The sequence below is a fragment of the Halorientalis regularis genome (assembly GCF_023698535.1).
Lineage (GTDB): Archaea > Halobacteriota > Halobacteria > Halobacteriales > Haloarculaceae > Halorientalis > Halorientalis regularis.
Window position 1 is genome coordinate 38,459 of sequence record NZ_JALJCL010000011.1, and the last position, 26,813, is coordinate 65,271.

Below are 26,813 nucleotides of genomic sequence, written 5' to 3' on the forward strand. Positions count from 1 at the left end.
CGTATATGACCGGGCTGCCCATAAACATCCCGCCGTGTCCGACGCTCGTCACGCCGCCCTCGTCGACAGGTTGGCCACCGACGACACCCTCGTGGAGGTGGGAATCGGCAACCGCCCTGCCGTCGCCGCCGCGCTCGCCGACCGGGGCTGTACCGTGACCGCCACCGACGTATCCGACCGCGAGGTGCCCGCGAGCGTCGCGTTCGTCCGCGACGACGTGACCGACCCCGACCCCGCCGTCTACGCCGACGCCGACACGATTTACGCGCTGAACCTGCCGCCGGAACTCCATCGGCCGGTTCGCGATGTGGCCCGCGAGGCCGACGCGGACCTCCTGTTCACCACGCTGGGCGGCGATCCACCGCTGGTGTCGGTGACCCGCGAGCCCCTCCACGGGACCGGCGAGACGCTGTTTCTCGCCGAGGGCAGTCGGTCCGGATAACCGTGTGGTGTGATGGCACACGACGCCCCTCGCGGTTCGACAGGTCAGAAGCGGTTTTCAAGGCGGCCCCTCTTGGGACGGGTATGCAGGTAGACGCGGTCGTGCTCGACATCGACGGGGTACTCGTCGACGTCGCCGACTCCTACCGCCGAGCCATCGTCGAGTCTATCGAACACGTCTACGGGGACACGGTCGACCGGGCGGCCATCCAGCAGTTCAAGGACGCCGGAGGCTTCAACAACGACTGGGAACTCACCTACGCGGCGGCGCTGTACGTGCTGGCCACGCAGTACGGGCTGGACCGAGACATCGAATCGTTCACCGACATGATCGCCGCGACCGGCGGCGGCCTCGACGCCGCCGAGACGGTCGTCGTCAACGCCGTCGGCCCGGCCGAGCGCGAGCGCATCTACGACGCCTGGGACACGGACCGCTTGCGCGAGGTCTTCCAGCAACTCTACCTCGGGAGCGACCTGTACCGCGACCTCGAAGGCGGCGAACCGGACATGGACACCGAGGGGTCCATCAACGACGAACCGAAGCTCGTCGACCCCGAAGCACTCGCCCGCCTCCAGCGCAACTTCGACGTGGGCGTACTGACTGGCCGGCCCGCCGCCGAGGCCGACATCGCGCTGGACCGCGTGGGGCTGGACGTGCCCGAGGACCACCGCTTCACGATGGACGACTGGGACGAAGGGAAACCACACCCACGCGCGCTGACGACGCTGGCCGAGCGGTTCGGGGCCGACGCCGTCGCCTTCGCCGGCGACACCCTCGACGACGTGCGCACCGCCGGCAACGCGGCCGAGGCCGACCCCGACCGGACCTACTACGGCGTGGGCGTCCTCACCGGCGGGTTGACCGGCGAGTCCGGCCGCGAGAAGTACGAACGCGCGGGGGCGGACCTGGTGATCGACTCGATCAACGACCTGCCCGGCAAGCTCGACTGACGGCGGCAACGTCGGCCGCTCGCGCAACGCTTTTCGGGGTATCGCCGTACCTACGAGTATGCAAATCGCACTGCTGGGCGGCACTGGTGACATCGGTGAGGGACTGGCGCTTCGCTTCGCCTACGACACCGACCACGACGTGTTGATCGGCTCCCGCGAGGCGAGCCGCGCCGAGACCAAGGCCCGGGAGTACGAGACCGAACTCGACAGCCGCGGCCGCACCGTCGACGTGGCTGGCCACGACAACGCCGCCGCCGCCGCGGCTGCCGACGTGGTCGTCCTCGCGGTCCCGGCCTACCACCTCTCCGACACCGTCGAGGCCATCGAAGACGCCATCGACGAGGACACCGTCCTCGTCACCCCCGCCGTCGGGATGAAACGCGACGAGGACGGCTTCCACTACAACCGCCCCGGCGCGGGTAGCGTGACCGCGCTGGCCGCCGAGGCCGCCCCCGAGGACGTGCCCGTCGTCGGCGCGTACCACAACCTGCCGGCGGCCCGGCTGGCCAACCTCGACGCCGATCTCGGCATCGACACGGCCATCGTCGGCGACGACGCCGACGCCGTCGACACCGTGACCCGCCTGACCGAGGCGATCGAGGGCCTGCGCCCCGTCGACGCCGGCCCGCTGGCCAACGCCGCCGAGATCGAGGCGATCACGCCGCTCCTGATCAACGTCGCCAAGAACAACGACGGGATGCACGACCTGGGCGTGCGGTTCGAGTAGGGCCCGGCGACCCGTTTTCACAGCGACAGTTCCACTGCTTCGAGTCCTCGCGCGTCGAGATACCGCTCGATGTGGGGGTGGCGTTCGCCGATCTCCTCGGGCTGGTGGGCGTCCGAGCCGACCGTGATCGGGATCCCGTACTCGGCCAGCACGTCGAGGAAGGCGGGCGACGGGTGGAACTCGCCGTACTCGTCGAGCGCGCGGCCGGCGTTGAGTTCCGGGATGGTCCGGGAGTCGGCGAAGGCCTCGGCGACCCGCCGGTAGTCGGCCTCGGTCGCGAGGTCACGGAGCGCGGGGTTGCGCTCCACGAGGTCGACGTGGGCCGCCACGTCGAACAGTTCCGAGTCGATCAGGGCCACGAGGTAGTCGAAGTAGCGGTCGACGGCGGCCTGCCGGTCGCGCTCGGTCTGCTCGGCGAAGTAGGGTTCGACGTGGACGTTGACGCCGTCGAGGTAGTGGACGCTGCCGATGGTGTACTGGAAGTCGGCCTCGTCGAGAAACGCCCGGATCGCGTCTTCTTCCTCGGGGTGGTAGTCCATCTCGACGCCGTCGTAGATTTCGATCTCGGACTCCTCGCGGAGTCGCTGGATCGCCTCCCGACGGCGCTCGTAGGTCTCGTCGAGGTTGAACCCGAGCAGGTGTTTCTGCTCGGCGATCTCCTCGCGGTCCGAGACGTTGCAGTGGTCGGCGATCCCCACGCCCGCGAGCCCGGCCTCGGCGGCCGCCCGAACCATCTGGAACAGGAAGCGCCCGTCGGAGTACGTCGAGTGGACGTGATAGTCCCGGTCCATCTGACGTGTGTGCTACCGGTTCCCGCTGCATAACCCCCCGTTGCGTTTCAGCGTTCGATGTAGGCCGGGTTCCTGCCGGTTGGGTTCGCGACCCGCATGATCGAGACCACCAATCCTTTTTGACAGGTCCGCGAACGGTCGCCCGTGAACGCGCTCGAACTGTGGACTCGGCTGGGGGCGGGCCTCGCGTTGATCCTCGCGAACGGCTTTTTCGTCGCCATCGAGTTCGCCCTGACCCGTGTCCGCCAGTACCCCGAAGCGGAGTTCGACAAGCCCGGGCTGCGCCGCGCTTGGGAGATGACCGACGACCTGGAGATCTACCTGACCAGCTGTCAGGTCGGGATCACCGCCTCATCCATCGCGGTCGGGATCGTCGCCGAACCGGCGCTGGCGGCCATCTTCGAGCCGTACATCGCGAACACCGCGCTGGCCTCCATCGGTGCCGGCGGGATCATCGCCTTCCTGATCATCAACCTCGTCCACCTGACCCACGGGGAACAGACGCCGACGTACCTCGGGGTCGAACGGACGAAGTTCGTCACTCGCTGGGGCGCGACGCCACTGTACTGGTTCGCCTGGCTCATCTCGCCGATCATCAAGATCGGCGACGCCATCGCCAAGTGGACCCTCAAACTCTTCGGCGTCGAGATGACCGGTGCCTGGCTCGAAGCCGAAGAGGACATCATCGAGTCCCGCGCGGACCTGCGCAACCGACTGGACTACCTGCTCGAACAGGGCGACCTCTCGGAGGAACGCCGCGAGGAGATCCGCAACGCCCTCCGGGTCGGCGAGGAACCCATCAGCGAAGTCATGACGCCGGTCGATGACGTCGTCTTCCTCTCGACGGAGGCGTCCGTCGCGGAGAACCTGGACCGGATCGGCTCCAGTCCCCACACGCGCTTCCCGCTGATCGGCGACGCGCCCGAGGACTTCCTGGGCATCGTCTACGTCCCCTCCGTGATCGACCGGATCGAGGATCTCCAGGCCGGCGATACCTCCTTCGAGGAGGTCGCCGCCCCGCCGATGACGATGGCCCCAGAGACGATCATCAGCGACGCCGTCGACCAGTTCCAGGCCGAGAGCCAGGAACTCGCCCTGATCCTCTCGGAGGGTGAGGTCGTCGGCCTGCTCACCGCAACCGACGCGCTGGAAGCCGTCATGGGCGACATCGAGGACCCACTCGACGAGAACGTCGACCTCTCGGCGGAACGGCGGCGACTGGACTAGTCCAGCCGGGTTCCGTCACGGGGGCAGAACTCGTACTCGTCGGCGTCGGTCCGGAACCCACACTGTGGACACTCCCGGACGCGTTCGCCCTCGTCGTCCGCCCCGTCGCCCCGGAACAGGAAGGGGACGAAGGGGAGAAACAGGAAGAACACGAACGACTCGAAGTACCACCAGAGTGCGACACTGACGAGGAGACTCACCGCGACGCCGAGCGCCGCCGTCACCGTCCGCGACCCGACCATGGTCGGCCCTACGCGCGTCACGGTCAAAAAGTGGCGGTGACGACGGTCGATCCCGAGCCTGCCCGCTCCAGCGTGTCTCCGTTCGAACTCGTCCCAACTAATACGTGATTCTAGCCGACACCTCCGACCGTGACCCTGTGCGAGCGCGTCTGGGACGATCTGGTGGGGCGGTACGGAGCCGACATCCGTGCGGTGATCCGGTACCATCCGATAGAGTACGAAGAACGGATGCGCGACGACGTTCGGGCGCAGTACACCGACAGCGACGTGCAGTCGTTCGTCGACGAAGCGATCGTCAACCAGCTGAGTCTGGAGTCGAAAGTCGACGCGGTCGACCTCGGCCCGTTCCACGGCCTCGTCCGAATCTTCGACGACGCGTGGGTCCTCGTCTGGCCGGACAGTCTCGACGAGAAGTCGGGCTTTCTCGTCACGCTCCAGCGCGAGAACTCGTCCGTCGGCATCGACGCCATGGAGGATATCGACGCGCATCTCTCCGAGGAGATCGAACCACGGATTCCGGCCGTTCAGTCGGTATAGTAGTACTCGCCGTCCTTCTTTTGCTGGCGGTCGAGTTGACTGCCCGGCTTGTTGACCCGCGGACGTGAGGTCCGTTCGTCGCGCCGGAAGGTCACGTCGAGGTTGGCGAGGAACTCGTTCATCCCCTCGCGCATCCCCTTGGGCGCGGAGGCGTGGCCGTGCTGGGCGGGTTCGCCGTCGAAGACGAGCAGGCGGTCCGCCAGCAGGTCGATCATGTAGATGTCGTGGTCGATGACCAGCGCCGTGGCGTCGTGAATCTCGGTGTACCGGCGGATGGCGTCGGTCGCCAGCACGCGCTGTTCCACGTCCAGGTGGGCCGAGGGCTCGTCCAGCAGGTAGAGATCGGCGTCTTTCGAGAGACAGGCCGCGATGGCGACTCGCTGGCGCTCCCCGCCCGAGAGGTCGGTGAGGTTCTGCTCCATCACCCGTTCGAGCTGGAGCGGCTGGGCGATCTCGGTCTTCCAGTAGGAGGACCCGAAGTCGTCGGTGATCGACCGGAGGAACGCGTCGACCCGCATGTGCTGGTCGATCTCGATGTACTGGGGCTTGTAGGAGATGTCCAGTTCCGCGTCGACTTCGCCCGTGTCGGGGTCGAGGCGGCCGGCGAGCAACTGGGCGAACGTCGACTTCCCGATCCCGTTGGGACCGACGACGCCCAGGACCTCGCCCTCGTGGATCTGGCCGGCCTCGGCTTCGAGACTGAACTCGCCGTCGCCGTAGGACTTGGTGAGTTCGGGGTACTCGGCGACCACCTGGCCGCTGGTGACGGTCCGGGGCGCGTGTTCCTCGAACTCGATGGCGTCCTGCCGGATGCGCATGTTCTCGTTCTCCAGGTAGCCCGAGAGGTACTCGTTGATCCCGTTGCGGACCGACTTCGGCGGCGTGATGATACCGAACGCCCCGGGGCTCCCGTAGGCGAGGTGGATGTTGTCCGCGAGCAAATCGAGGATCGCGAGGTCGTGTTCGACGACGAGCATCGAGCGGTCCTCCTCCTCGGCGAGTTCCCGGATAATCCGGGCCGCGGTCACGCGCTGGCCGATGTCCAGATACGGCGTGATCTCGTCGAGGAAGTAGAAGTCGGCCTCGCGCGCCAGCGTGGCGGTCATGGCCACGCGCTGGAGTTCCCCGCCCGAGATGGAGTCGATGTCCTGATCGAGAACGGCCTCGATACCGAACCGTTCGACGAGGTCGTCGAGCGCCCCGCGCTCGTCGGTCCGCTCGAGCAGCTCGCGGGTCTTCCCGTCGAACTGGTCGGGGATCTGGTCGACGTACTGGGGCTTGCGGGCGACGGTCACGTCGTCGTCACGGAGGTCTTCGAGGTAATTCTGGAGTCCGGTGCCCCGGTACTCGTCGAGGATGGTGTCCCAGTCGGGCTCCTGGTTGAACTCGCCGAGGTTGGGCCGCATCTCGCCGGCGAGAATGTGGATGGCCGTGGTCTTCCCGATGCCGTTCGGGCCCAGAATGCCGGTGACTTGTCCTTCCTCGGGGGCGGGCAGGCCGTAGAGGGCGAAGGCGTTCTCGCCGTAGCGGTGGACGGGCTCGTCGTCGAGTTCCTGTGGCAGGTTGATGATCTCGATGGCGTCGAAGGGGCACTTCTCGACGCAGATGCCACAGGACTCGCCCAGACAGAGTTCTTCGCTGATCGAGATCTGGTCCGGGCCGCCTTCGTAGAGGTCGTCGTCCTCGTGGCGTTCGTCGCGGGTGACGATACACTCCTCGCCGGTCCGGTTCGGTGGGCAGAAGTTCGCACACTCGTAGTTACACCGGTCGGGCTGGCACCTGTCGAGGTCGACGACGGCGATACTGTCTTCGGCCATGTTAGAAGGGGAGTGATGTGTTCGCGGTTAGCAGGACGGCCCAGGAGACGAACCAGAGCGCGAAGGTCATGAAGCCGACGTAGAGGTAGTCCTTCGCGCCGAAGTCGTTGACGTCGATGCCCAGCAGTTTCAGGATCGGGAACTGGACGAGGACCGCCCCGAGGACGACCAGCAGCGCGGTGTCGTTGGTCGCGGCCACGGTGGGATCCATCCCGGCAGTCACTGCCGCGGAGGCGACGGCTGCCCCGATTCCCGCGATGGAGGCAAGCGTCGTCACTTTCAGCCCACGGATGTGGGCTGCCCGCCGTTCGGCCGTGTCCGTTGCCATACCAACGTCTCCGCCATCGGGCCCCAAAAACCGTTCGTTGTCGTGTCGCTTTCCCCGGGCGGTCCCGGTCGGCGTCGCGGTTCGGCGCGCACCGACACATGCCGAACGGCCGCGATGGGGCTGGATTCGGACTGTTCGGTCAGTCTGTGCATCAATCTTTATGCACCAGGCGCGCCACCGTCTACGCGATGGCAGAATCCGATGGGGAGACTATCGCGGACCTTCCGCCGAGTGCGAAGCTCGTGTACAAGGTGCTGGAGTACAACGGGCCGCTCACCCAGAAGGGGATCGTCGAAGAGTCCATGTTGTCCGCCCGTACTGTCCGGTACGCCCTGGAACGGCTCGAAGAGGTGGGGGCCGTCGACGAGGACGTCTACTTCGCCGACGCCCGGCAGAACCTCTACGAGATCGTCGATGACGCCGAGGAACAGCCCTCCGAAAGTACTGAATCGGCCGTCTCCGACTGACCAATCCGCCGGTTGCGCCGCCGACGGCACCGCCGGTAGCTGCGTACCGGGCACGACCGAGTGCACGTTTGATGCCTCCCATATCAGTACAGACGAGGAGCTAGCGGATACCACTCGCGGCCCCACTGTTTTCGGTCTCAGGTGGCCTGTGGCAACCATCTGCTCAGGGGCGCAAGCACCCGTTCGTACGGTATGCGGGAGCCTTTGCTCCCGCACTACTCGGCGCAAAAACGTCTCCAGAGATCTGCGATCTCTGACGGGCGGTTCGAGAGACGCCGTCGGCGTCTCTCGTCAGCTCGGTAGTCCAGCGGACTAACGGCGACTCGCGGGCGCATGGCTCCCGCGAACGTGGGCGAAAACCGCCGGTCCGACGACCTCACGCTACGATGGGATGACCTGAATCGTCTTCCCGCGGTCGATCGCCTGCTCCAGTTCCTCGGCGATGGCGCTCCCCCGCGAGACCTGGATCTCCCCGCCCCGCGAGACCGTGGCGGTGAACAGGTATTCCCCGTCGGCCTGGACCTCGACGGTCTCGCCGGCGTGCCCCTCCATCGGGACGATCACGTGCCGGGAGGTCACTTCGGGCGTGACGATCTGGCCCGGCTGGCCGCCACCGCTGTCGCCACCGCCGCCACTGCCAGTACCGCCCGACGCGCCGCCGGGTTTCTCCGAGAGCGTCCGCACGTCGATGTCGATCCCCAGCCGGTTCTCGATGTCGGAGATGCGACCGCCGCCCTTGCCGATGACCTGTGAGATGTCGTCGTCCTCGACCCAGACGACGGCGGTGTTGGGTCCCTTGAGGTCGACCTCGACGTGGCCGTGGGCGACGGAGCGAATCTCCCGTTCGACCTCCTGTTTGGCGATGCGGTCGACACCGGAGTCCTGCCCGCCGCCCTCGCTGTCCTCGCCGATCGGGACGGTGACGACCTGCCGGTTGAAGGTGTAGATCTCGTACTCGGGCTGGCCCGTCTCGAAGTCCCGGATCATGATGACCGGGCGCGCGAGGTCTTCCTCCATCAGTCCCTCCGGCACCTTGACCTCCGTCGTCACGTCGTAGACCTTCTCGACGCGGCCCTCCTCGATGTAGACGACGGTGTCGACGACCTGGGGGATCATCCCCAGTTCCACGCGGCCGACCAGCCGCTGGAGCGAGTCGATCGCGCGGGTCGCGTGGACGACGCCGATCATCCCGACGCCCGCGAGGCGCATGTCGGCGAACACCTCGAAGTCGTCGGTCTTGCGCACCTCGTCGTAGATGGTGTAGTCCGGCCGGACCATCAGCAGGGAGTCGGCGGTCTTGGCCATCTCGTCGCCCAGTTCCGTGTACTGGGTGATGTTCGGGCCGACCTGCAGGTCCCGCGGTTTCTCCATGGTTTTGACGGCGAAGTCGGCGTCGGCGAGGAACTCGGCGACCGCTTGTGCGAACGTGGACTTCCCGGCCCCGGGCGCGCCGGAGATCAGGACGCCGCGCTGGTGGTCGGTGAGCCGCTCGCGGAGTTCGTCGGCGAACTCGTAGTCGTCCAGCTCCGTCTTGACGATGGGTCGGACCGCGGTGATCTCGTGGCCGTCCGCGAAGGGCGGGCTGGCGATGGCGATCCGCATGTCCCGGAACTGGACGATGGTCATGCCGGGTTCGGAGAGTTCGATGAACCCGTCCGGGCTGGCGCGGGCGCTGTTCTCGATCTCCTGGGCCCACTCCTTGAGTTGCGCTTCGGTCGAGGGCTCGTCGCGGATCTCCTCGTAGTGCATCTCGCCGAGTTCGCCCCGCTTGGCCATCGGCGGGACGCCGGTCTTCAGGTGGAGACTCATCGTCGTCTCGTCGAGGAACTGCTCGATGGTGAGGGTCTCGACGGCGGTCTCCTCGACGATGGGTTCGACGTACTCGACGGTGATCCCTTTCGCCGTGGCCACCTCGCTCTGGACGATGTCGGAGGTGAACAGGGTCGCACCGTGCTCGGCGGCGGTGTCGCGGATGATGGCGTCGATTTCGCCCTCGCCGGCGTCGTCGATTTCGTCCGCGTCCGGGCGCTGGCCGACGTATTCGAGGTCGATCTCGCCGTCGTCGGCCAGATCCGCGAGCGCCTGGAGTTCGGTCAGTCCGTCCCAGCCGCTGTCCCGCCCCTCGTTGGCCTGTGACTCCAGTTCGCCGACGACGGCTTCCGGCACGTAGATCGTCGCGCCGGCGAAATCACCGGCTTCGACGTGGTCGGACACGCGGCCGTCGATGACGACGCTGGTGTCCGGTACAACGTTCATACCCACAGTAGGAGCCGCTCGCCTCATAAGGGTCGTGATGCTGTCGGCCGAGCGGGGCGGCCTAGATCGCCTCGATCTCGAAGTCGGCGGCGTAGTAGTCCAGCGCGAGGACGACGACCGCGCCGACGACTGAGACTCCGAGGAAAGTGATCGCCACGTCGACCGTGAAGCCGACCTCCCCCCGGACCGTCGCGACGGGTGCCCGGAGCGCCCCCACGACGAGCGCGACGAGGAATGCGAGCGTCACCTCCCGGCTCCGGTTCAGGGCGTACCGGACCGCCCGCGAGATGGTGAACAACCCGACCAGCCCGCCGGCGACGAACGTCACGACGATGGTTCCGGGACCAGTGACCGCTTCGACCGAGCCGCCCGTGACCAGCCCGGCCAGCCCGTCGACGAACTCCGAGAGTGTCTCGGACAGCCTGGCGTGTTGCCCGAGGATGACGAGAATCAACGACCCCGAGAGGCCGGGGAGAATCATCGCGCTCACGGCCACCGTCCCGGCCACGAAGACCAGCGGGAGGCCCCCGCCGAACAGTTCCTCTGCCTGGCCGGACATCAGGAAGGCCAGCAGGAAGCCCGCGACGGCGGCGACACCGGCGCTCACGGTCCGGATCGAGATGGCACGCAGGAGGACGACCGCGGAGGCCGCGATCAGCCCGAAAAAAAAGCCGTAGAGGACGACCGGTGCGCTCTCGTTGAGGACCGTCACGATCCGGGTGACGATAATCACGGCCGTGAGGATACCGGTCAGCAGGATGAGCAGGAACCAGCCGTCCACGTCGTCGAAGATGGCCTCGGCCCGGCGGACGGAGATCCCCCCGTCGAGGGGAGTGAGCGCCTTCAGAAATCCCAGCACCGCCCGCGGCGTGACGGCGGTGATGGCGGTGATGAGCCGCTCGTAGATCCCGACGATCAGCGCGATGGTCCCGCCAGAAACCCCCGGAACGGCGTCGGCACTCCCCATGAACATCCCGATCAGGTACGTCGACGCCCACTCTCTGAGCGGCGGCACCGACGCCCCGAGCGTCGGGGTCTCGTCGGTCGTGTGGTCCGGCGATGACGGCATTCACTTCGAGTTCCACGAACAGCATCTTGTCTCTTGGGAAACGGGTCGGGCCGGCCCTGCCGTGGGCTTTTGTCGCCCCCGCCCGCAACCGACGGGCATGGACGCCATCGAACTGACCCGGGAACTGGTGGCCATCCCGAGCCACGACTCCGAAGCCGCCGTCGGCGACTCCATCGCGGACTGGCTCCGCGATCACACCGACGCCGAGGTTCGTCGGGACGACGCCGGCGCGGACGAGAACCGAGGGGGGAACGTGTTCGCCCGGAAGGGATCGGGCGATACCACGCTCGCACTGGTCGGCCACCACGACGTGGTGCCGCCGGACGACTCGCAGGTCACCGACTCGGGCGAGTACGTGATCGAGGAACGCGATGGCCGCATCTACGGCCGCGGCACCGCCGACATGAAGGGGGCGCTCGCGGCCGCGATGGTCGCCTTCGCCGAGGCAGAGCCAGCCTGCGAACTCGTCTTCGCCTCTTTCGTCGGCGAGGAGGTCGGCGGCGTCGGTGCCCGTCGCGCCATCGAGAACGGCTTCGCCCCCGACTACGCCGTCGTCACGGAGGGGTCGACCGGATATTCGGCCCCCCAGACCACGGACGTGGCGGTCGCGCACAAGGGCCGGCGCGGGAGTACGATCACGGCCCGCGGCGAGGCCGCACACGCCAGCGAGGTCGAGCAGGGCGAGAACGCCATCTACCGCGCCACCGATGCCGTGGGGGTCGTCCGGGACCTCGATTTCCCGTCGACGGAGGTCCTGGGCCACTCGGTGGCCGGTTCGGTCGCGGTCACCGAGATCGAGGGCGGGTCGGCGATGAACGTGCTCCCCGAGTGCTGTGAACTCACTGTGGACGAGCGAACCGTCCCGGGCGAGCGCGCGCCGCTGGAGCGGGTCGAGGATATCGCGGGCGTCGAGTGGACCGTCGACCAGGACCTGCCGCCGATGGCCTGCGGTGATCCGGAGCTCGCCGACGCCGTCCTCGACGCGGCCGACGACGCGCAGGAGAACACGCCCGAACACGTCGTCAAGCCCCACGCGACGGACGCGGGATGGTTGTCCGACGCAGGGACCGACTGCGTGATCTGTGGCATCGCCGAACCCGGCGAGGCCCACACGGCCGACGAGAGCGCGTCGCTCGCGGTGATCGAACGCTGTGAGCGGATCTACCGGAGACTGGCGGACTCGTTCTAGAACAGATCGCTCGGGTCCGCGTCGGTCTGGTCTTTCCGGTCGACCGCCAGCGCCTCCAGCGCCGCGCCGAGGTCGGCCTCGTCGGGCAGGGCGTGGATCTCGCAGGTGAACGCCACGTCGTCGGTCTGGAGCGTCGACTCGATGGTGAAGGCGTGGGTCTGGAACGGCCCCAGTCGCTCGGTGATGAGTTCCACGAAGGCCATGTTCATGTCGCCGACGTACTCGGGTGGGGTGTGTTCGACCCCGGTTTCGAGGACGTTGGCCCAGCCGTCGATGAAGCCACTGGTCATGATGTTCCCTAACTCCTCGATGGCGCTCTCGTGCATGCCGGTGAACCCGTCCTCGTCGGGATCGACGGGCATCATCTCCTCGGCGATGTTCTCGGCGGATGCCTCGTCGAAGAGGATGACCAGCGAGCCGCTGGGCGTGCCGTCGAACTCGACGGTCGTGCCGACGTAGTCGCCGTCCTCCAGCTGGGCGGCGATGTCGTCGATGGGGGTGAAGGTGATCCCGGCGATTTCCGTGCTGGTCTCGATGCCTGCCATCTGGGTCACGCGCTCGGCCGCCGCCTCGGTGCCCTCCTTGGTCAGGTCGCTGAACACCGACAGCTTCTCCAAGGGGATCTCGTCGGCTCCCTCGGCCCCGTCCTCGAACCCGAAGAGCTCGTCCTCGTCGCCGGGGTCGAACGCGTCGGGGCTGTCGCTCGCCGCGTCGTCGGTGGCGAAGCTGCCGGCGTCGTCGCTCGCGCCGAACGCGCCCTCGGCGCTTCCACCGAAGGGGTCGTCCGCCGACGCGTCGGCACCCTCGCCGTCGTCCGCCTCGTCCGCGGCCGCCGGTTCGGGCGTCGCGGTGTCTGCGTCCGCGCTGGCCGATTCGTCGTCCCCGCCCGGGACGATCAGTTCGTCGGGTTCGGTGTCGGCGTCCTGCCCCCCGATCTCGTCGCCCTCGGCTTCGGAGAACACGGGGTCGAGCGCCGAGCGGTCGGGTGCGAGGTAGATATCGATGCGGCCTTCGCCCGACCGCCAGGTGATCGAACTCTGGAAGACGAGCGTGCTGTCGGTTTCGGGGCCGGTGGGGTCGAGCTGGAGCGCGTCGGCGTCCGGGTCGTCGAGGTACGTCGGTGCGGTCATCGAGAGCCCGGCACCGAGGTGGTCGCCCCAGTCGGTCGTGAACGACCCCATCATGATGTTGGCCATCTCCTTGAGCCCCGCGGAGGCCATCGAATCGTCGGCCTCGCCGGGGACCAGCGCCTCGACGACGGCCTCCGTCGCCGGCTGGTCGAACAGCAGGAGGGCCGTCCCGGAGAGTTTCCCCTCGATGTCGAAGCGCACGACCTCGTAGCCGCCGCTGTCGATCCGCTCGATGACGTCCTCGTGGTTCACTAGCAGGATCTTCGTCGTCCCGATGGCGGTACTGGCCGCCGTCATGTCGGTGAGCGCACCGTTGGCTCGCTCCGTGCCGTCACGGGTGAGCAGATTCAGTTCCTCCAAGGCGTCGATGTCGATTTTCATCGTTGTCCCCAGCGGCCGGGTCCCGCCGACACTCCATCGACCGGGCCTGTCACTCTATCTCACGAACCGTCTTGAATAACTGTTACGCCGCGATTATCAAGTCTGGAACTGGCGTGGGGTGCCTGCCGGGGAACCAATCCTTTTGCCGCGTCGGCCGAAGGTCCGCGCATGGCAACGGATCAGGCCGAGCATCCGGACGCGTACGAGTCCCTCACGGCGCACGTCCGCCGGATGACCAACGTCGGTAACGCCGCCGGGGTCCTCAACTGGGATCAGCAGGTGATGATGCCCGAGGGCGGCACGCCCGCCCGCTCACAGCAGACAGCCGCGCTGTCGGCGCTCCACCACGAACTGCTCACCGACGACGAGCTGGCCGACTATCTGGAGACGCTGGACGGCAAGGACCTGGACGGCGACCGGGCCGCCGTCGTCCGCGAGGTCCGCCGCGAACACGAGCGCGCGACTCGCGTCGACGGCGATCTGGTCGAGGAGATCTCCGAGACCACGTCCAACGCCCTCCCGACGTGGGAGCAGGCGAAGGCCGAAGACGACTGGGACGAGTTCGCCCCCACCCTCGAACGGATCGTCGAGTTGAAACGCGAGTACGCCACCCAGATCGACCCCGACCGCGACCCCTACGAGGTCCTCTTCGAGGAGTACGAACCCTACCTCGGGATCGACACGGCCGAGCGCATCCTCGAACGCCTTCGCGAGGAACTGGTGCCGCTGATCGACGACATCGAGGCCAGCGACGCAGACCTCGCCGATCCCTTCGAAGGCACCTATCCCGAAGCGGACCAGGAGGAACTCGTCCGGGCGGCACTGGACACCCTCGGATACGACTGGGACCGCGGCCGACTCGACACCGCAGCCCACCCGTTCTCGATGGGGACGCAGTTCGACGCCCGCGTGACGACGCGGTTCAAGCCCGACGATCCGCTGGACGCCCTGGGCTCGACCATCCACGAGTTCGGCCACGCCACCTACACGCTCGGACTCCCCCAGGACGAGTACGGGACGCCGCTGGGGCAGTCCCGTGACCTCTCGGTCCACGAGTCACAGTCCCGGCTCTGGGAGAACCACGTGGGCCGCTCCCGGCCGTTCTGGGACCTGTTCGGGCCGACGGTGAACGACCACCTCGGGACCGACGTGTCGCCCCGCGACCTGTACGAGGCGGCCAACCAGATCTACCCGGACAACCGCATCCGGGTCGAGGCGGACGAACTCACCTACCACCTCCACATCATCCTCCGGTTCGAGATCGAACGCGACCTCGTCCGCGGGGACCTCGAAGTCGACGAGATCCCGCAGGTCTGGAACGACAAGATGGACGAGTACCTCGGGGTTCGGCCCGACACCGACGCCGAGGGCTGTCTGCAGGACATCCACTGGACCCACGGCAACTTCGGCTACTTCCCCACCTACTCGCTGGGGAGCGTACTGGCCGCCCAGCTGTTCGCGGCGGCCGAGGACGACCTCGGAAATCTGGACGAAGACATCCGGAACGGGGAGTTCGACGATCTCCACGACTGGCTCACCGAGCACGTCCACCGACACGGCTGTCGGTACACGACCGACGACCTGATCGAGGAAGCCACCGGCGAGGCCCTCACGGCGGATTACTTCGTCGACTACGCTCGCGGAAAGTTCGGCGACCTCTACGGCCTGTAGTTCGCCGAACGCCGGTTCGACCGCACGCTTAACCGCCCCGCCCGCCAAACCCGGATATGAGCGACCTCAATCTCGACCCCACGCAACTCGACCGGTACTCCCGGCACATCATCATGGACGACGTTGGGCCCGAGGGCCAGAAGGCGCTGCTGGACGCCGACGTACTCGTGCTCGGGGCCGGCGGCCTGGGCTCGCCGATCATCCAGTATCTGGCGGCCGCGGGCGTCGGCCGGCTGGGAATCGCCGACGACGACGTGGTCGAACGCTCCAACCTCCAGCGCCAGATCATTCACGCCGACGCCGACGTGGGCCGGCCGAAAGTCGAGAGCGCCGCCGAGTTCGTCGCCGACCTCAACCCCGACGTGACCGTCGACGCCCACGAAACCCGCGTGACGGCCGAGAACGTCGACGAGTTGATCGCCGACTACGACTTCGTCGTCGACGGCAGCGACAACTTCGAGACGCGTTTCCTCGTCAACGACGCCTGCACGCTCGCGGGTGTCCCCTTCACCCACGGCGCGATCTACCGCTTCGAGGGCCAGATCACTTCCTTCACCGAGGGTCGGCCCTGCTACCGATGTCTGTTCCCCGAAGCGCCGCCGGCCGGCGAGATTCCCGACTGCTCGGAGGCCGGGGTGCTGGGCGTCCTCCCCGGAACCGTGGGCTGTATCCAGGCCACCGAGACCGTCAAGTGGATTCTCCAGGACGCCGGCCTCGCCCCCGACGCCGACACCCTCGACGGCCGGATGATATTCTACGACGCCATGGACATGACCTTCGAGGAGATTCCGGTCCAGCACAACCCCGACTGCCCGGTCTGTGGCGACGACCCCGCCATCTCCTCCGTGCAGGACGTGGAGTACGTCGAAACCTGCGCCATCGGCGCGGACTGAGCCAGCAACCCGGGTCGCTGGACCCCCTCTCGCCGCCTGGTTTTCATTTTCTATAATTGGGCGCGTATATTTATGATGGATTTTCTCCAACCTGTAGGCAGTCAGGTGGCTTCCATCGATGTCGATCTCATCACCCGAAACTGAACTGCCGGCGTTCGGTCTCGAAAAGCCAGGCTACGTCGAGTCGGTGTTCGCACTGGTGTTCGTCTGGGGTTTCGGCGACGCCGTCTCGACGCTGATCGCGCTGGCCTTCACCGGCGACATCGGGATGGAGGCCAACCCCTTCGTGCGGCAGTTGCTCGCCCACCACCCCTTGCTCATGCTCGCGATGAAGGCCGCCGTCGCGCTGATCGTCGGCGTCACGCTGTTGACCTACCGCGACACCATCGAACGAGTGCCGCTGTGGCGCTCCTGGATCCTCACCGTCACGGGCCTCGGTACCCTCATCGTCGTCACGAACGTCTACGTCGGGCTGTCGGCCATCTGAACCGCTATCACTTCCTGCTCGAAGCCCTCGCCCGTCCAGCGCCACGACCCGACGAACGGTTCCGCGCCGCCCAGCGCGACGATCACGTACGAGTAGCCCGTCCAGGTCGCCTCCCGCTCGTCCGTCGGACTCGGTGCCGGCGGCCCCGCCGGATGCGAGTGGACGAACCCGACCACCTCCCGCCCCGCGTCCTCGATGGCCTGCATGTGCGCCAGCTGTTCCGCCGGATCGAGTTCGTAGGTCGTCCGCGGCTCCTCGGCGACGTTTGCCACCCGCCGGTAGCGGTCGGCGTGGCTGCGCTCACACTCCCCATCGCCGCCGCGAGCGCCCCCGAGCACCCCACAGCACTCCTCGGGGGCACACTCCCGAGCGTGAGCGATGCTCCCGTCGTACACCTCGCGGGTCAGTGCGAGCATCTCAGGCCAGCGCGCCCGGGAACGGCCGGACGACCGAACTCGGCGGCACGTCGAACAGATCCGGATGCACGCACGCCGCCAGGTGTTCGAGTGTGTCGACCAGCCGCGGCCCGGGCCGGTTCACGTAGTGGTGCCCGTCCATCGCGAAGACTCGCCCGTTCCGAACCGCAGTCAGGTCCACCCACCCGTCACGGTCGAGCAGGTCGTCGCGGTTCCGCTCGGTCTGGTCCAGCTCGAACCCGCAGGGCGCGGCCACCAGCACCTCGGGATCGTACTCCCGAACCGCGTCGAACTCCCGGGGCTCGGACCGCGCGCCCGGGTCGGCCATGCCGTACGCGCCGCCCGCCAGTTCGACCATCTCGGGGATCCAGTGGCCCGCGACCATCACCGGATCGAGCCAGTCCAGTACCGCCACGCGCGGACGCTCGTCGGCGGCCGCCACCGTCCGCTCGACCGCCGTGACTCGCTCGCGCAGGTCCGCCACGAGGTCCGCGGCGCGTTCGCTCGTCCCCGTCGCGTCCCCGATCCGGCGGATGTCAGCGAACACGTCGTCCAGACTGTGTGGGTCGGTCGTGAGGACGGCGGCGTCCAGATCGAGCCGTTCGACGGCCTCCCGGACCAGCACCTCGTCGACGGCACACACGTCACAGATGCCCTGTGAGACGATCAGGTCGGGGTCCAGTCGCTCCAGGGTATCGAGGTCGATCTCGTAGACGCCGTCGCCACTCGCCTCGGCGTCGGCGACCTGCTGGTTTATCTCCCCACCGCTCGCCTCGGGATCGACCCGCGACCGGTTGACGGCGGGTACGTCGGCGGCGGCTGGCGGGTAGTCACACTCGTGGGAGACGCCGACGGGCTCCAGCCCCAGGGCATAGACGATCTCCGTCGCCGAGGGGAGCAGCGAGACGATGCGCATGGGTTGGCTACGGCCCCCATCCTCAAAAAATTAGAGATCCCGGGGTTTGTCGATGGGTTCGTCGGTCTCGTCGGCGTGGCCGATCACCCACTCCAGCGGGACCAGTTTCGTTCGCTTGCCCACGTCGAGACGGATCTTGTCCGGTTCGTTCTCGCGGTGCTGGTGTTCGATGGGCGGCGCTTCCGCGACGATCCCCTCGGTCGTGTAACCGTAGACCGTGCTGTCCGGCCCGCCCTCGTGGTAGAGCAGGTGGTCGCCTTCGACGTACCACGAGGACCTGGCCACCGCTTCCTCGGTGGCCTGTTCGGACATGGTGTCCCGATCCGACGGGTCGACCAGCAACGCCGCCTCCCCGACGTTCGGTGGCTCGCCGCCGCGACGCGCGGGCTGTTCCTCGACGACGGCGAACCCGACCACCTCCGCAACGTCGCGTTCGTCGGCCCACTCGGTCAGTGCCGCCGACACCGCGTCGGTCGTCAGCTCCGAGCGCGAGTCGACGGCCAGCGTCGACCGCTCGACGACCCGGTCTCCGCCCGCGGTCTCGTACTCGACGACGAGCCGAAAGGTAACCTGTTCGCCACGCGAAACGACTCCGACCTCGAACTCACTCCCGGCTATTGAAACCTTGCCCATACGCGTTCACTCTGCCTCTCCACAAGATTCCGCGTTCTGGTTAATATGGTTCCGGATTGTATCACATCCACGAAGCTAAATGCCCGGCAGGGCAAGTCCCGCTGATGACGGCGACCGAATCCGGGACCTTTCGGGTCTACGGGAGCGACCGTGACGAGGGGGAGTTGAGCTTCGTCGAGCAGGGCACCGAACAGCCCACCTACGTCCGCACCGGCGGGTACGACGCCTCCCTGGCCGAGGCCGTCGCCGACCTTCGCCCGGGCCACCTCGTCGAGGCCACGCTCGACTGGAGCCAGGAACCGGCCGCCATCACCGACCTGGCCGTCCTGCACCGCACGCTGCTGTTCGTCGCCGACGACACGCCCGACATCTTCGAGCGTGCCAAGGAGGCATTCCAGCAGGCTCGCACCGAGGAGATGCCGATCTATCCCACGCAGACGTTCGACACCGACGGCGAACCCAACGGCGTCCTCTACGTCGTCGCCAGACAGGCCGGCGAACGCGACCTGTTCGCCGAGTTCTGTGACGGCCGCAAGACCATCGAGCCGATGCTCGGGAAGGTCGAGGCCGGCGGCGTCGAACCGCCATACGAGGTGTTCTGCATCCGTCCCGCGACCGAACCCTTCTTCGTGATCTACATCGCGCTGGACGCCGGCGGCCTGCTCGCCGAGACGCTCCACGACGAGTACGACCCCGAACACCCCTGACCGCGCCCCAAGAGCCAAGCCCCGTTCGGCGCTAGGTGGGCTATGTCCACGCCCGAGGATATCTACGAGCGCATCGAGAACCGCCTCGTGAGCCACGGCATCTACGTGACCGACTTCGACCGGGGCGACCCCCTCGAAATCACCTACGAGACCGTCCACGCCGACAGCGATGCGGACGCAGTTCCAGACCGGGACATCGGCCGCCTCTGTAACGTCCTCCGGGACTTCCGCGAGGAGGGCTGGGAGCCCGTCGACCTCCGGGCGACCGTCACCGACCTCGACGGCGAGCGACTGGGCTCGTGGGAAGCCGAGGCTGCGTGGTTCCGCCAGCTGGGTCGCGACGAGATCACCGAGACCGAGTTCTCACAGCGGGTACTGGAGACCGTCGACACGGCCTGAGCGGACCGGCCCGCTCCCGACTCCACCGAAAGGAGTAACTGCCGGGCGCTCGCCTCCTTCGGGCATGAACGTCCCCGTCGTCTGGGAGAACCGCGTGCGCTTCGAGGAGACCGACATGCAGGACGTCGTCTTCTACGCCAACTACGTCACGTTCCAGGACGAGACCTTCTCGGCCTTTCTCCGCGAGATCGGCTACAGCTACGAGGACGTGGCGTCGGCCGGCTGGGATATGCACGTCGTCAACGTCGACATGGATTACCGCGGGCAGGCCACCTTCGCGGACGAACTGGTCCACGGCTACCGGATCGAGCGCATCGGCGAGTCGAGCATGACCGGCGAGTACGTCGCCCGCCGAGCCGACGACGGCGAACTGCTCGCGGAGGGCACGGTTACCCACGTCGCCATCGACAGCGAGACCGGGGAGCCGACTCGGATTCCCGATAGCTTCCGGTCGGCCGTCGCCGACTTCCAGGACACGCCGCCGGAAGAAAGCTAACACACCGGTTTCGGGTCGATTCCCATTCCCTCCAGCGTCGCCACGTAGTCGTCGTACGCCGCCGCGATGGCCGCCTCGGCCGCCGTCGCGGCCCGTTCCCACGCCTCGTCGGACTCGCAGATCTCCTCGAGCAGCGCCAGCCCCGCGTCCCGCCGGTCCTCGGCCGCGTTTCGGACCTCCCGGATCAGGTCAGCCCGTCGTTCGTCGGCCTCGTTGACGAAGAAGTTGACCGCCTGCAACAGAATGCGATCTAGCACCAGCGAAGCCCCGACGAGGCCCGCCGCCGCTCGCTCGCCGTCGCCGTCCTGCCCGCCGACGCCCGTTTCGATGCCACTTTGGTCGGGCACCGCGTCCAGGTCCGCGTCGAGGCGGTCGGCGTGGTCGCCCGCGGTGTCGGCCGCCGTCTCGAACGCCGCGGCGACCCGTTCCTCGTCGGCTTCCTCGCTCCATCGCCGGAACGCGTCGGCGTGGAACAGTTCGGTGGCGGCCAGCACGCCCAGCACGGTGTCGGTGTCGAGGTCGGCCCCGGTCGCGGCCAGCAGGGCCTTGTCCGAACCGAGGCGTTCGAGGGCGGTCCGTTTGGTCTCCCGCACCCGGTCGAGAAACTGCTGTCCGTCCATACCATCGCCTTGAGCAGCCGGCGGCTTAGCTTCCGGGGCCCGTCACGGCCACTCGCCGGCCCCGGTCCCGGGTCGTTTATTCCCGGCGGCGGCCTACCCACCGGCATGAGCGACTACCCGGAACCCGACGTGGCGGTCGAGTCGCGGTCGCCGGAGTGGCTGGCCGACCGACTGACCGCGGGCGACCCCGTGCGCCTGCTCGACGTGCGCAACCGCGACGAGTTCGAGGACTGGCAGATTACGGGTCCGTCGGTCGAGGCCACGCTGATCCCGTACATGCAGTGGCTCCAGGCCGAGGTACAGGACAGCGTCGCCGACCGCGCCGACGAGATCGACGGCGAGGGCCCGATCACCGTCGTCTGTGGCAAGGGCGAAGCGAGCGCCTACGTCGCCGGCCTGCTCACCGAGGCCGGGATCGAGGCCCACAACCTCGCCGAGGGGATGCAGGGCTGGGCTCGCGTCGCCCGCACGGTCGAACTCCCCTGTGACGCCGCGACCGTCGTCCAGTTCCAGCGGCCCGCGAGCGGCTGTCTCTCCTCCCTGCTCGTCGCCGGCGACGAGGCCGCCGTGATCGACCCGCTCCGGGCGTTCACCGACCGCTACGTCGTGGCGGCCGCCCAGCGGGACGCCGAGATCACGACCGTCGTGGACACGCACGTCCACGCCGACCACGTCAGCGGCCTCCGGGAACTGGCCGAGAAGACTGGGGCGACGCCCGTATTGCCCCGCCTGAGCGTCCAGCGTGGCGTCGAGTTCGACGTCGAGACGATCATCGACGGCGAGGAACGCGCGGTCGGTGACGCGACGCTCCGGGCGGTCCACCTGCCCGGCCACACGACCGGGATGACCGCGTTCACCGTCGGCAACGTGCTCCTGTCGGGGGACAGCATCTTCCTCGAATCGGTCGCTCGCCCGGACCTCCAGCGGGGCGAGGGCGGCGCGGAGGCGCTGGCCGCACAGCTGTACGAGTCCCTGACCGAACGGTTGGCCGACTTCGACGGCGACACGCTCGTCGCGCCGGGCCACTACAGCGAGGGGACCGACCCCGACGCGGACGGCGCGTTCGCCGCCAGGCTCGGGGACCTGCGTGAGTCCCTCCCAGTCTTCGAGATGGACCGGACGGCGTTCACCGCCCGGATCATGCGGGACATCCCGCCCCAACCCGACAACTTCGAGCGGATCGTGGCGGCAAATCTCGGGCTGGCGGAGTTGGACGACGGCGCGGCCTTCGAGGTCGAACTCGGGCCGAACAACTGCGCCGCGACCCCGTCGCTGGGCGAGTGAGTGTTACGCACAGGACCGAAACGATTGTTTTTGTTTCCAGCTAGTGCTGAAAAACACTTCTCAGCTAACTGTGGAAACCCGAAACTCCGCACTGCTAATTCTGGTAGGTTTATCACGGTGGAGCCAATCGTTCGGGCCATGCGACTGGAAGACAAGACGGTGTTCATCACCGGTGCCGGGTCCGGTATCGGGCAGGCCACCTCCCTGCGCTGTGCGGAGGAGGGGGCGTACGTGATCGCGACGGACGTCGACGAGGAGAGCGCCGAGGAGACCGCCGCGAAGGTCGAGGATCTCGACACCGGCGGGGCCGAAGCCCACCGCGTCGACGTGACCCAGGCCGACGAGTTCCACGCGGCCGTCGAGGCCGTCCACGAGGACCACGGGCTGGACGTGATGGTCAACAACGCCGGGACGGGCCACCCGCCCGCCGTCACGGAGGACATCAACGAGTCGATGCGTGACTTCGTGATCGACGTGAACCTCAAGGGGGTCTGGAACGGCTGTCACGCTGCCCTCCCGCTGATGAAAGAACAGGGCCACGGCGCTATCGTCAACGTCGGCTCGCTGGCCTCCGTGTTCGGCCTGCCGCGCAACGCCGCCTACTCGATGACGAAGGGCGCGGTCCTGAACTTCACGCGCGCCGTCGCCGCCGAGGCCGGCCGCGACGGCGTCCGGGCCAACACGGTCTGTCCCGGGTTCACGGACACGCCGCTGGTCGAACAGATGCTGGCCACCTCGGACGACCCCGAGGCCGCCCGCGAGAAGATGGAGGACGGCTACCCGCTGGGTCGACTCGGCGAACCCGAGGAGATCGCCGACGCCATTCTCTTCCTGGCCTCCGACGAGGCTTCCTGGATCACCGGCGAGGGCCTGCTCGTCGACGGCGGCTACCGCGCCTCCGGCGGCGGATAACTACTCGTTCGGGTCGAACTCCTCGCCGAATACGAGAAACACACCGGTCCCGACCAGGCCGATGGCCGTCGCCACGCCGAAGGCCAGTTCCGGCGAGGCGGCGTCGTAGAGGTACCCGCCGACCAGCGCGCTCGGGATGGTGAGCGTGTTCCGCAGGAGGTAGTACGCACCCGTGACACGGCCACCGGCGTCCTGCTCGGCCGGACCGACGATCAGCGCCTTGTGGGCGGGCAGGCCGGCGAACCTGAGCCCCGAGAACGCAAAGAGCAGGCCCACGACCAGCGGGTCGGCGGGTGCGTTGATCAGCAGGATCGGGAAGATCGCGTAGACCGAAAAGCCGAGCGCGACGACGGGTTTGAGTCCCACCCGATCCGCGATTCTCGCCATCGGGACCATCGACGCCAGCGCGACGACCATCTCGACCGCCAGCAGGACGCCGAACAGCGCGTCCGGCGAGAGATAGCCCACCAGCGGGAGCGTGGCGTCCACCGCCAGAAACTCCGTGACGACGATGACGAAGAAGACGTACACCATGCCGTTGGCAAAGCGCACGAGTGTGTCCCCCGCCAGCAGGGGCGGGAGCGCGGGGGGCATGGATCGGAGGTCCGCCCTGATCGCCGACAGTCCCGCGAAGGACTTGCCGAGACTGTCGCCGCCGGCGTCGTAGAGGACGTGCTGGGCGACCGTCGCGACCAGCCCGAACGCAGCGGCCACCAGGAGGACCGCCCGGAAGCCCAGGTCGAACCCGTAGACGGCGATCAGGGCGGCCGCGAGCAGGGGGCCGACGAGGAAGGCCAGCCGACGGACGGTTTCGGTACTCGCGAAGCCCGTCGCCAGCCGCTCGGGCGGGACGGCCTGTTTCACCACCGCGAAGGTCGCGCCCAGCCCGAACGACTTCCAGGCCTGCGCGAGAAAGAGCCCGAGGAAGATGCCCACGGGGAGCACGACCGCCTCGACGGTCACGAGCGGGAGGACGGAGGGGTCGACGGTGACGGTGCCGACGAGGGGCGCGGCCAGCCACACCAGAAAGCCCACCGTCGAGGCCAGCCCGAACGCCGTCAGCGCCAGCCGCGAGCCGATCCGGTCGGAGACGGCCCCGCCGGGATAGGGATAGACCGCACTGACGAGGTTGCCGACGGTGCCGAACAGCCCGATCGCCAGTCCGCCCGCGCCCAGCAGGCTCATGTAGCGGGGCACGTACCGGCCGGTCATCTGGAAGCCGAGGCTAAAGGCGAACATCGCCACCGAGAGGACCAGCACGTCCCGTTCCAGCGCGAAGAAGGCCCGGAGCGTCCCCAGCACGCTCTCCCCGTCGTCTTCGACCCGTCCCCCCTCCGTGGCGTCGGCCATACTATCACTTGGCAGCTAGCCGAGTTAAATCGCGGTTCCGACGGCTCCTGTGTGTAACGTTCCCAAACAAAACGAGCGTTTGGCAGTCGATGGCGGCGGAATCGAATTCAGCGGACGCCGATCAGGCGCGTCGCCGCAGGACGAGGACGGCCAGCAGGGCGGCCACGACGGCGGCGACGGGTGTGAACCCGGGACCGATGCCGCTGGAGGTCGTCGTCTCGTCCTCGGTCGTCTCGACTTCGGTGGCGGTGTCTTCCGGCGTGCCCTCGTCGGGGCTGAACCCTTCGACGGTCGCGCTATCCGAGAGGTCGCCCGACTCGACGCGGATCGCGTTGACGCCGGACCTCTCGATGCTGAACGTGAGCTCGCCGTTGGCGTTGGTCTCGCCGACGGTCTCACCGTCGACGGTGACCGTCGCTCCCTCGACGACGGTCCCGTACTCGTTTTCCACGTCGACGGTGACGTTCTCGCCGACGATGATCTGTGAGTTCGAGACGGTCAGGGTGATGGCCTCTTCACGCTGGATGGTGGCGCTCAGCGTCGTCCGTTCCTCGCCGACGTCCAGTTGCTCCGTCACCGTCTCGTACCTTTCCTTCGTGATCTCGACCTCGAAGTTGGTGTTGACGGGGACGCTGGTGGTCGCCTCGCCGTCGGCGAGCGTCTGTGAAGTATCACCGAGCTTGGGGATGGAGACGGTCGCGCCCTCGACCGGCCGGGCGGGGTCGAAGTGGTCGTCCGTCACGTCGAAGGTCACGAGCACGGATCCCGTCTCGATGCGGGTCGAGACCGACGTGTTCCCGGTCACCTCGACGGTGGTCCCGTTGGTGAAGTACCGCTCTTTGAGGGCGCGGAGCGTGTACTCGCCCTGTTCGATGGCGTCGGTCTGGTAGATGCCGTTGGCGTTCGTCCGGGTGTTGACGACGGTTTCGCCGTCGTGGAACAACTGGACGACGGCCTTGTTGACCGGCACGCCGCTCCGGTCGAGGACCCTGACGGTCGCAAAGCCCTTCTCGGCGACGGTGATCGTCACCGACTCCTGGCCGGCGTTGTCGACCTCGTAGGGCGTGTTCCGGACGTAGTCGTCGCTCTGGACGGAGATATCCACGTCCGCGCCCCGTGGCACGTCGATCAGCGCCTGGCCGTTCGAGACGGTCGTCGCCGTCCGGTTGCCACCGTCCCAGGTCGCGGTCAACTCAGCACCGCCGACCGCCGTGCCGGCTTCGTTCTCGACCGTGACAGTGACCGTGACGAGGTCACTCTGTGTCCGTTCTGCGGCCGTTACCGCCGGAACGGCGGCCACCACGACGACGACCGCGAGAAGCAACGTCGTTGTCCGGTTCATGTCCGACGAGCCGGAACACTCTCATATACCTTTGTCGGCTATCACCGACCAACGGCGTCCCGAAACGATTCCTGCGAGGGCGGAATGGACGCTCTCGCCGCGTGTCGAGTTATCTGAGCGGGCCGCCACTTCCGCCCGGTGACCCGTGGTCCAGGTCCGCGATGACGTGCTCGACTTCCGAGGGGTCGATGGTCGGGACCGGCCCGTGGATCGTCCGGGTCAGCGCCGCTGCGGCCACCCCGTGTGCCAGCGCGTCGCCCACGTCGTCGCCGGCCAGCCGGCGGCTCAGGAACGCTCCGACGAAGGCGTCGTGTTGCCCGGTCACGTCGGCGGCGTCGGTCTCGACGGCGTCGCGCTCGTGGATCGTCGCGTCGTGCCAGACCAGCGCCCCGTGTTCCCCGCGGGTCATCACGACCGTCTCGAAGTCGCCCTCGTTGGCGAGCTGGTGGGCTATCTCCGGCGGCTTGCCGGTCTGTTTCAGCACGCGCTGGGCCTCCTCCGTGTTGGTGACGAACACGTCGACCGCCGGGAACAGGTCCGTGATCGTCTCGCGTGCCTCCTCGCTCGACCACAGGTCGGGCCGGTGATCCAGCCCGAGGACCGACTTGCCGCCAGCGGCCCGCAACACCGCCTGTGTCGTCTCGACCACGTCGTCGGAGAGTGCTAGCGACTCGCCGCTGGCGAACACCGCCTCGGCGTTCTGGACCGTGTCCATCGGCAACTCAGCCGGTTCGATGGTCTCCAGGGCCGTCCTGTCGCGGTCGTCGATGGTCGTACTCTCACGGGGTGCCGTGCCGTGTTCGTAGAAGGTCAGCCCCTGTCGGCTCTCGTCGGCGTCGACCCATGCCACGTCGGTCGTGAGCCCGTGTCCGCGCAGTGTCGCGACCGCTCGCCGGCCCAGCGGCGTGTCCGACAGCTTCGAGAGCCACGTCACGTCCGTCCCCAACCTGCTCGCCGCGACCGCGACGTTGCTCGCCGCCCCCGTCGTCCACACGTCGAACTGTTCGGCCGTCTCCAGTCGTGCCGTCGGCGGCGGCGACAACCGCAACACCGCCTCCCCGAACGTCACCAGCTGTGTCATATCCCCAACATCGGAGTCGGGGGGTTTAGTTCGTGTGGTGGGTTCGCACGCCG

Annotated in this window: 29 protein-coding genes; 15 read left to right on the plus strand and 14 right to left on the minus strand. The window is 67.7% G+C overall.

Annotated features, from left to right (window positions below):
• Nucleotides 1-34 precede the first annotated feature (34 nt).
• The 3 genes from MU521_RS14600 (at nt 35) to npdG (ending at nt 2,119) form a co-directional block, all read left to right on the plus strand.
• Entirely contained in the window at nt 35-442 is a 408-nt protein-coding gene (locus MU521_RS14600) for a UPF0146 family protein (RefSeq protein WP_092693649.1), read from the plus strand.
• An 83-nt stretch (nt 443-525) separates the two neighbouring features.
• Nucleotides 526-1,392 (plus strand): TIGR01548 family HAD-type hydrolase, encoded by an 867-nt coding sequence (locus tag MU521_RS14605; protein ID WP_092693648.1) that lies wholly within the window; start codon nt 526-528, stop codon nt 1,390-1,392.
• Between the two features lie 58 nt (nt 1,393-1,450).
• Nucleotides 1,451-2,119, plus strand: coding sequence for an NADPH-dependent F420 reductase (gene npdG / locus MU521_RS14610; protein ID WP_092693646.1), 669 nt, complete (start codon nt 1,451-1,453; stop codon nt 2,117-2,119).
• Nucleotides 2,120-2,136: 17 nt separating this feature from the next.
• On the opposite strand, the gene MU521_RS14615 is transcribed toward npdG, so the two are convergent.
• Nucleotides 2,137-2,910: a histidinol-phosphatase HisJ family protein gene (locus tag MU521_RS14615; protein WP_092693644.1), complete on the minus strand. Its 774-nt coding sequence runs from the start codon at nt 2,908-2,910 to the stop codon at nt 2,137-2,139.
• Between the two features lie 144 nt (nt 2,911-3,054).
• On the opposite strand from MU521_RS14615, the gene MU521_RS14620 reads away from it, so the two are divergent.
• Complete coding sequence (locus tag MU521_RS14620; RefSeq protein WP_092693642.1) at nt 3,055-4,137, plus strand: hemolysin family protein; 1,083 nt, start codon at nt 3,055-3,057, stop codon at nt 4,135-4,137.
• On the opposite strand, the gene MU521_RS14625 is transcribed toward MU521_RS14620, so the two are convergent.
• On the minus strand, nt 4,134-4,379 hold the full coding sequence (locus MU521_RS14625) for a hypothetical protein (RefSeq protein ID WP_092693640.1): 246 nt from the start codon (nt 4,377-4,379) through the stop codon (nt 4,134-4,136). The genes MU521_RS14620 and MU521_RS14625 overlap by 4 nt on opposite strands.
• Before the next feature lie 129 nt (nt 4,380-4,508).
• Between MU521_RS14625 and MU521_RS14630 the strand changes: the two genes are divergently transcribed.
• Complete coding sequence (locus tag MU521_RS14630; protein ID WP_092693638.1) at nt 4,509-4,916, plus strand: DUF7522 family protein; 408 nt, start codon at nt 4,509-4,511, stop codon at nt 4,914-4,916.
• Here the strand turns inward: MU521_RS14630 and MU521_RS14635 are convergent.
• The gene (locus tag MU521_RS14635; protein ID WP_092693637.1) at nt 4,904-6,733 is read right to left on the minus strand and encodes a ribosome biogenesis/translation initiation ATPase RLI; all 1,830 of its coding nucleotides are present in this window, start codon (nt 6,731-6,733) and stop codon (nt 4,904-4,906) included. The two genes, MU521_RS14630 and MU521_RS14635, sit on opposite strands and share 13 nt — an antisense overlap.
• A gap of 1 nt (nt 6,734) precedes the next feature.
• Entirely contained in the window at nt 6,735-7,061 is a 327-nt protein-coding gene (locus tag MU521_RS14640; RefSeq protein ID WP_092693635.1) for an EMC6-like membrane protein, read from the minus strand.
• Nucleotides 7,062-7,249: 188 nt separating this feature from the next.
• On the opposite strand from MU521_RS14640, the gene MU521_RS14645 reads away from it, so the two are divergent.
• Complete coding sequence (locus MU521_RS14645; RefSeq protein WP_092693634.1) at nt 7,250-7,528, plus strand: MarR family transcriptional regulator; 279 nt, start codon at nt 7,250-7,252, stop codon at nt 7,526-7,528.
• A 381-nt stretch (nt 7,529-7,909) separates the two neighbouring features.
• On the opposite strand, the gene MU521_RS14650 is transcribed toward MU521_RS14645, so the two are convergent.
• Both MU521_RS14650 and MU521_RS14655 read right to left on the minus strand, forming a co-directional pair.
• Nucleotides 7,910-9,784, minus strand: coding sequence for a PINc/VapC family ATPase (locus tag MU521_RS14650; RefSeq protein WP_092693632.1), 1,875 nt, complete (start codon nt 9,782-9,784; stop codon nt 7,910-7,912).
• Between the two features lie 61 nt (nt 9,785-9,845).
• Nucleotides 9,846-10,853, minus strand: a complete 1,008-nt coding sequence (locus MU521_RS14655; protein WP_092693630.1) for a DUF368 domain-containing protein — start codon at nt 10,851-10,853, stop codon at nt 9,846-9,848.
• Between the two features lie 97 nt (nt 10,854-10,950).
• On the opposite strand from MU521_RS14655, the gene MU521_RS14660 reads away from it, so the two are divergent.
• The gene (locus MU521_RS14660; protein ID WP_092693629.1) at nt 10,951-12,042 is read left to right on the plus strand and encodes a M20 family metallopeptidase; all 1,092 of its coding nucleotides are present in this window, start codon (nt 10,951-10,953) and stop codon (nt 12,040-12,042) included.
• Here the strand turns inward: MU521_RS14660 and MU521_RS14665 are convergent.
• The gene (locus MU521_RS14665) at nt 12,039-13,553 is read right to left on the minus strand and encodes a chemotaxis protein CheC (RefSeq protein ID WP_092693627.1); all 1,515 of its coding nucleotides are present in this window, start codon (nt 13,551-13,553) and stop codon (nt 12,039-12,041) included. The genes MU521_RS14660 and MU521_RS14665 overlap by 4 nt on opposite strands.
• Before the next feature lie 168 nt (nt 13,554-13,721).
• Here MU521_RS14665 and MU521_RS14670 point away from each other — a divergent pair, with 168 nt between their 5' ends.
• The 3 genes from MU521_RS14670 (at nt 13,722) to MU521_RS14680 (ending at nt 16,604) form a co-directional block, all read left to right on the plus strand.
• Nucleotides 13,722-15,224 carry a carboxypeptidase M32 gene (locus tag MU521_RS14670; protein ID WP_092693626.1) on the plus strand — a complete coding sequence of 501 codons (1,503 nt, stop codon included), beginning with the start codon at nt 13,722-13,724 and terminating at the stop codon, nt 15,222-15,224.
• 56 nt (nt 15,225-15,280) lie between these two features.
• The gene (gene ubaA, locus MU521_RS14675; RefSeq protein WP_092693624.1) at nt 15,281-16,117 is read left to right on the plus strand and encodes an SAMP-activating enzyme E1; all 837 of its coding nucleotides are present in this window, start codon (nt 15,281-15,283) and stop codon (nt 16,115-16,117) included.
• A 118-nt stretch (nt 16,118-16,235) separates the two neighbouring features.
• Nucleotides 16,236-16,604, plus strand: coding sequence for a DUF5658 family protein (locus tag MU521_RS14680; protein ID WP_092693623.1), 369 nt, complete (start codon nt 16,236-16,238; stop codon nt 16,602-16,604).
• On the opposite strand, the gene MU521_RS14685 is transcribed toward MU521_RS14680, so the two are convergent.
• From MU521_RS14685 to MU521_RS14695, 3 genes are read right to left on the minus strand one after another with little or no spacing between them, the layout of a single operon-like run.
• Entirely contained in the window at nt 16,580-17,020 is a 441-nt protein-coding gene (locus MU521_RS14685; protein WP_092693621.1) for a desampylase, read from the minus strand. The two genes, MU521_RS14680 and MU521_RS14685, sit on opposite strands and share 25 nt — an antisense overlap.
• Before the next feature lies 1 nt (nt 17,021).
• Nucleotides 17,022-17,936 carry a cobalamin-binding protein gene (locus tag MU521_RS14690; RefSeq protein WP_092693619.1) on the minus strand — a complete coding sequence of 305 codons (915 nt, stop codon included), beginning with the start codon at nt 17,934-17,936 and terminating at the stop codon, nt 17,022-17,024.
• A gap of 30 nt (nt 17,937-17,966) precedes the next feature.
• A complete protein-coding gene (locus tag MU521_RS14695; RefSeq protein ID WP_092693617.1) occupies nt 17,967-18,569 on the minus strand; it encodes a hypothetical protein in 603 nt (200 codons plus the stop codon).
• A 104-nt stretch (nt 18,570-18,673) separates the two neighbouring features.
• On the opposite strand from MU521_RS14695, the gene MU521_RS14700 reads away from it, so the two are divergent.
• The 3 genes from MU521_RS14700 to MU521_RS14710 all read left to right on the plus strand — a co-directional run bounded on the left by MU521_RS14700 (nt 18,674) and on the right by MU521_RS14710 (nt 20,171).
• Complete coding sequence (locus MU521_RS14700) at nt 18,674-19,276, plus strand: DUF6663 family protein (RefSeq protein ID WP_092693616.1); 603 nt, start codon at nt 18,674-18,676, stop codon at nt 19,274-19,276.
• Nucleotides 19,277-19,318: 42 nt separating this feature from the next.
• Nucleotides 19,319-19,675, plus strand: coding sequence for a DUF8159 domain-containing protein (locus MU521_RS14705; protein WP_092693614.1), 357 nt, complete (start codon nt 19,319-19,321; stop codon nt 19,673-19,675).
• A gap of 64 nt (nt 19,676-19,739) precedes the next feature.
• Nucleotides 19,740-20,171 carry an acyl-CoA thioesterase gene (locus MU521_RS14710; RefSeq protein ID WP_092693613.1) on the plus strand — a complete coding sequence of 144 codons (432 nt, stop codon included), beginning with the start codon at nt 19,740-19,742 and terminating at the stop codon, nt 20,169-20,171.
• Here MU521_RS14710 and MU521_RS14715 read toward each other — a convergent pair.
• Nucleotides 20,168-20,791: a hypothetical protein gene (locus MU521_RS14715; RefSeq protein ID WP_092693611.1), complete on the minus strand. Its 624-nt coding sequence runs from the start codon at nt 20,789-20,791 to the stop codon at nt 20,168-20,170. The two genes, MU521_RS14710 and MU521_RS14715, sit on opposite strands and share 4 nt — an antisense overlap.
• A 105-nt stretch (nt 20,792-20,896) precedes the next feature.
• On the opposite strand from MU521_RS14715, the gene MU521_RS14720 reads away from it, so the two are divergent.
• The gene (locus MU521_RS14720) at nt 20,897-22,075 is read left to right on the plus strand and encodes an MBL fold metallo-hydrolase (RefSeq protein ID WP_092693610.1); all 1,179 of its coding nucleotides are present in this window, start codon (nt 20,897-20,899) and stop codon (nt 22,073-22,075) included.
• 138 nt (nt 22,076-22,213) lie between these two features.
• Nucleotides 22,214-22,987, plus strand: a complete 774-nt coding sequence (locus MU521_RS14725; protein ID WP_092693609.1) for an SDR family NAD(P)-dependent oxidoreductase — start codon at nt 22,214-22,216, stop codon at nt 22,985-22,987.
• Here the strand turns inward: MU521_RS14725 and MU521_RS14730 are convergent, their stop codons facing one another.
• From MU521_RS14730 to MU521_RS14740, 3 genes are all read right to left on the minus strand, one after another.
• Nucleotides 22,988-24,337: an MFS transporter gene (locus MU521_RS14730; RefSeq protein WP_092693607.1), complete on the minus strand. Its 1,350-nt coding sequence runs from the start codon at nt 24,335-24,337 to the stop codon at nt 22,988-22,990. It abuts the gene before it with no gap.
• A 121-nt stretch (nt 24,338-24,458) separates the two neighbouring features.
• Nucleotides 24,459-25,679 (minus strand): carboxypeptidase-like regulatory domain-containing protein, encoded by a 1,221-nt coding sequence (locus MU521_RS14735; protein ID WP_092693605.1) that lies wholly within the window; start codon nt 25,677-25,679, stop codon nt 24,459-24,461.
• Nucleotides 25,680-25,788: 109 nt separating this feature from the next.
• On the minus strand, nt 25,789-26,760 hold the full coding sequence (locus MU521_RS14740) for a sugar kinase (RefSeq protein WP_092693603.1): 972 nt from the start codon (nt 26,758-26,760) through the stop codon (nt 25,789-25,791).
• Nucleotides 26,761-26,813: the final 53 nt, after the last annotated feature.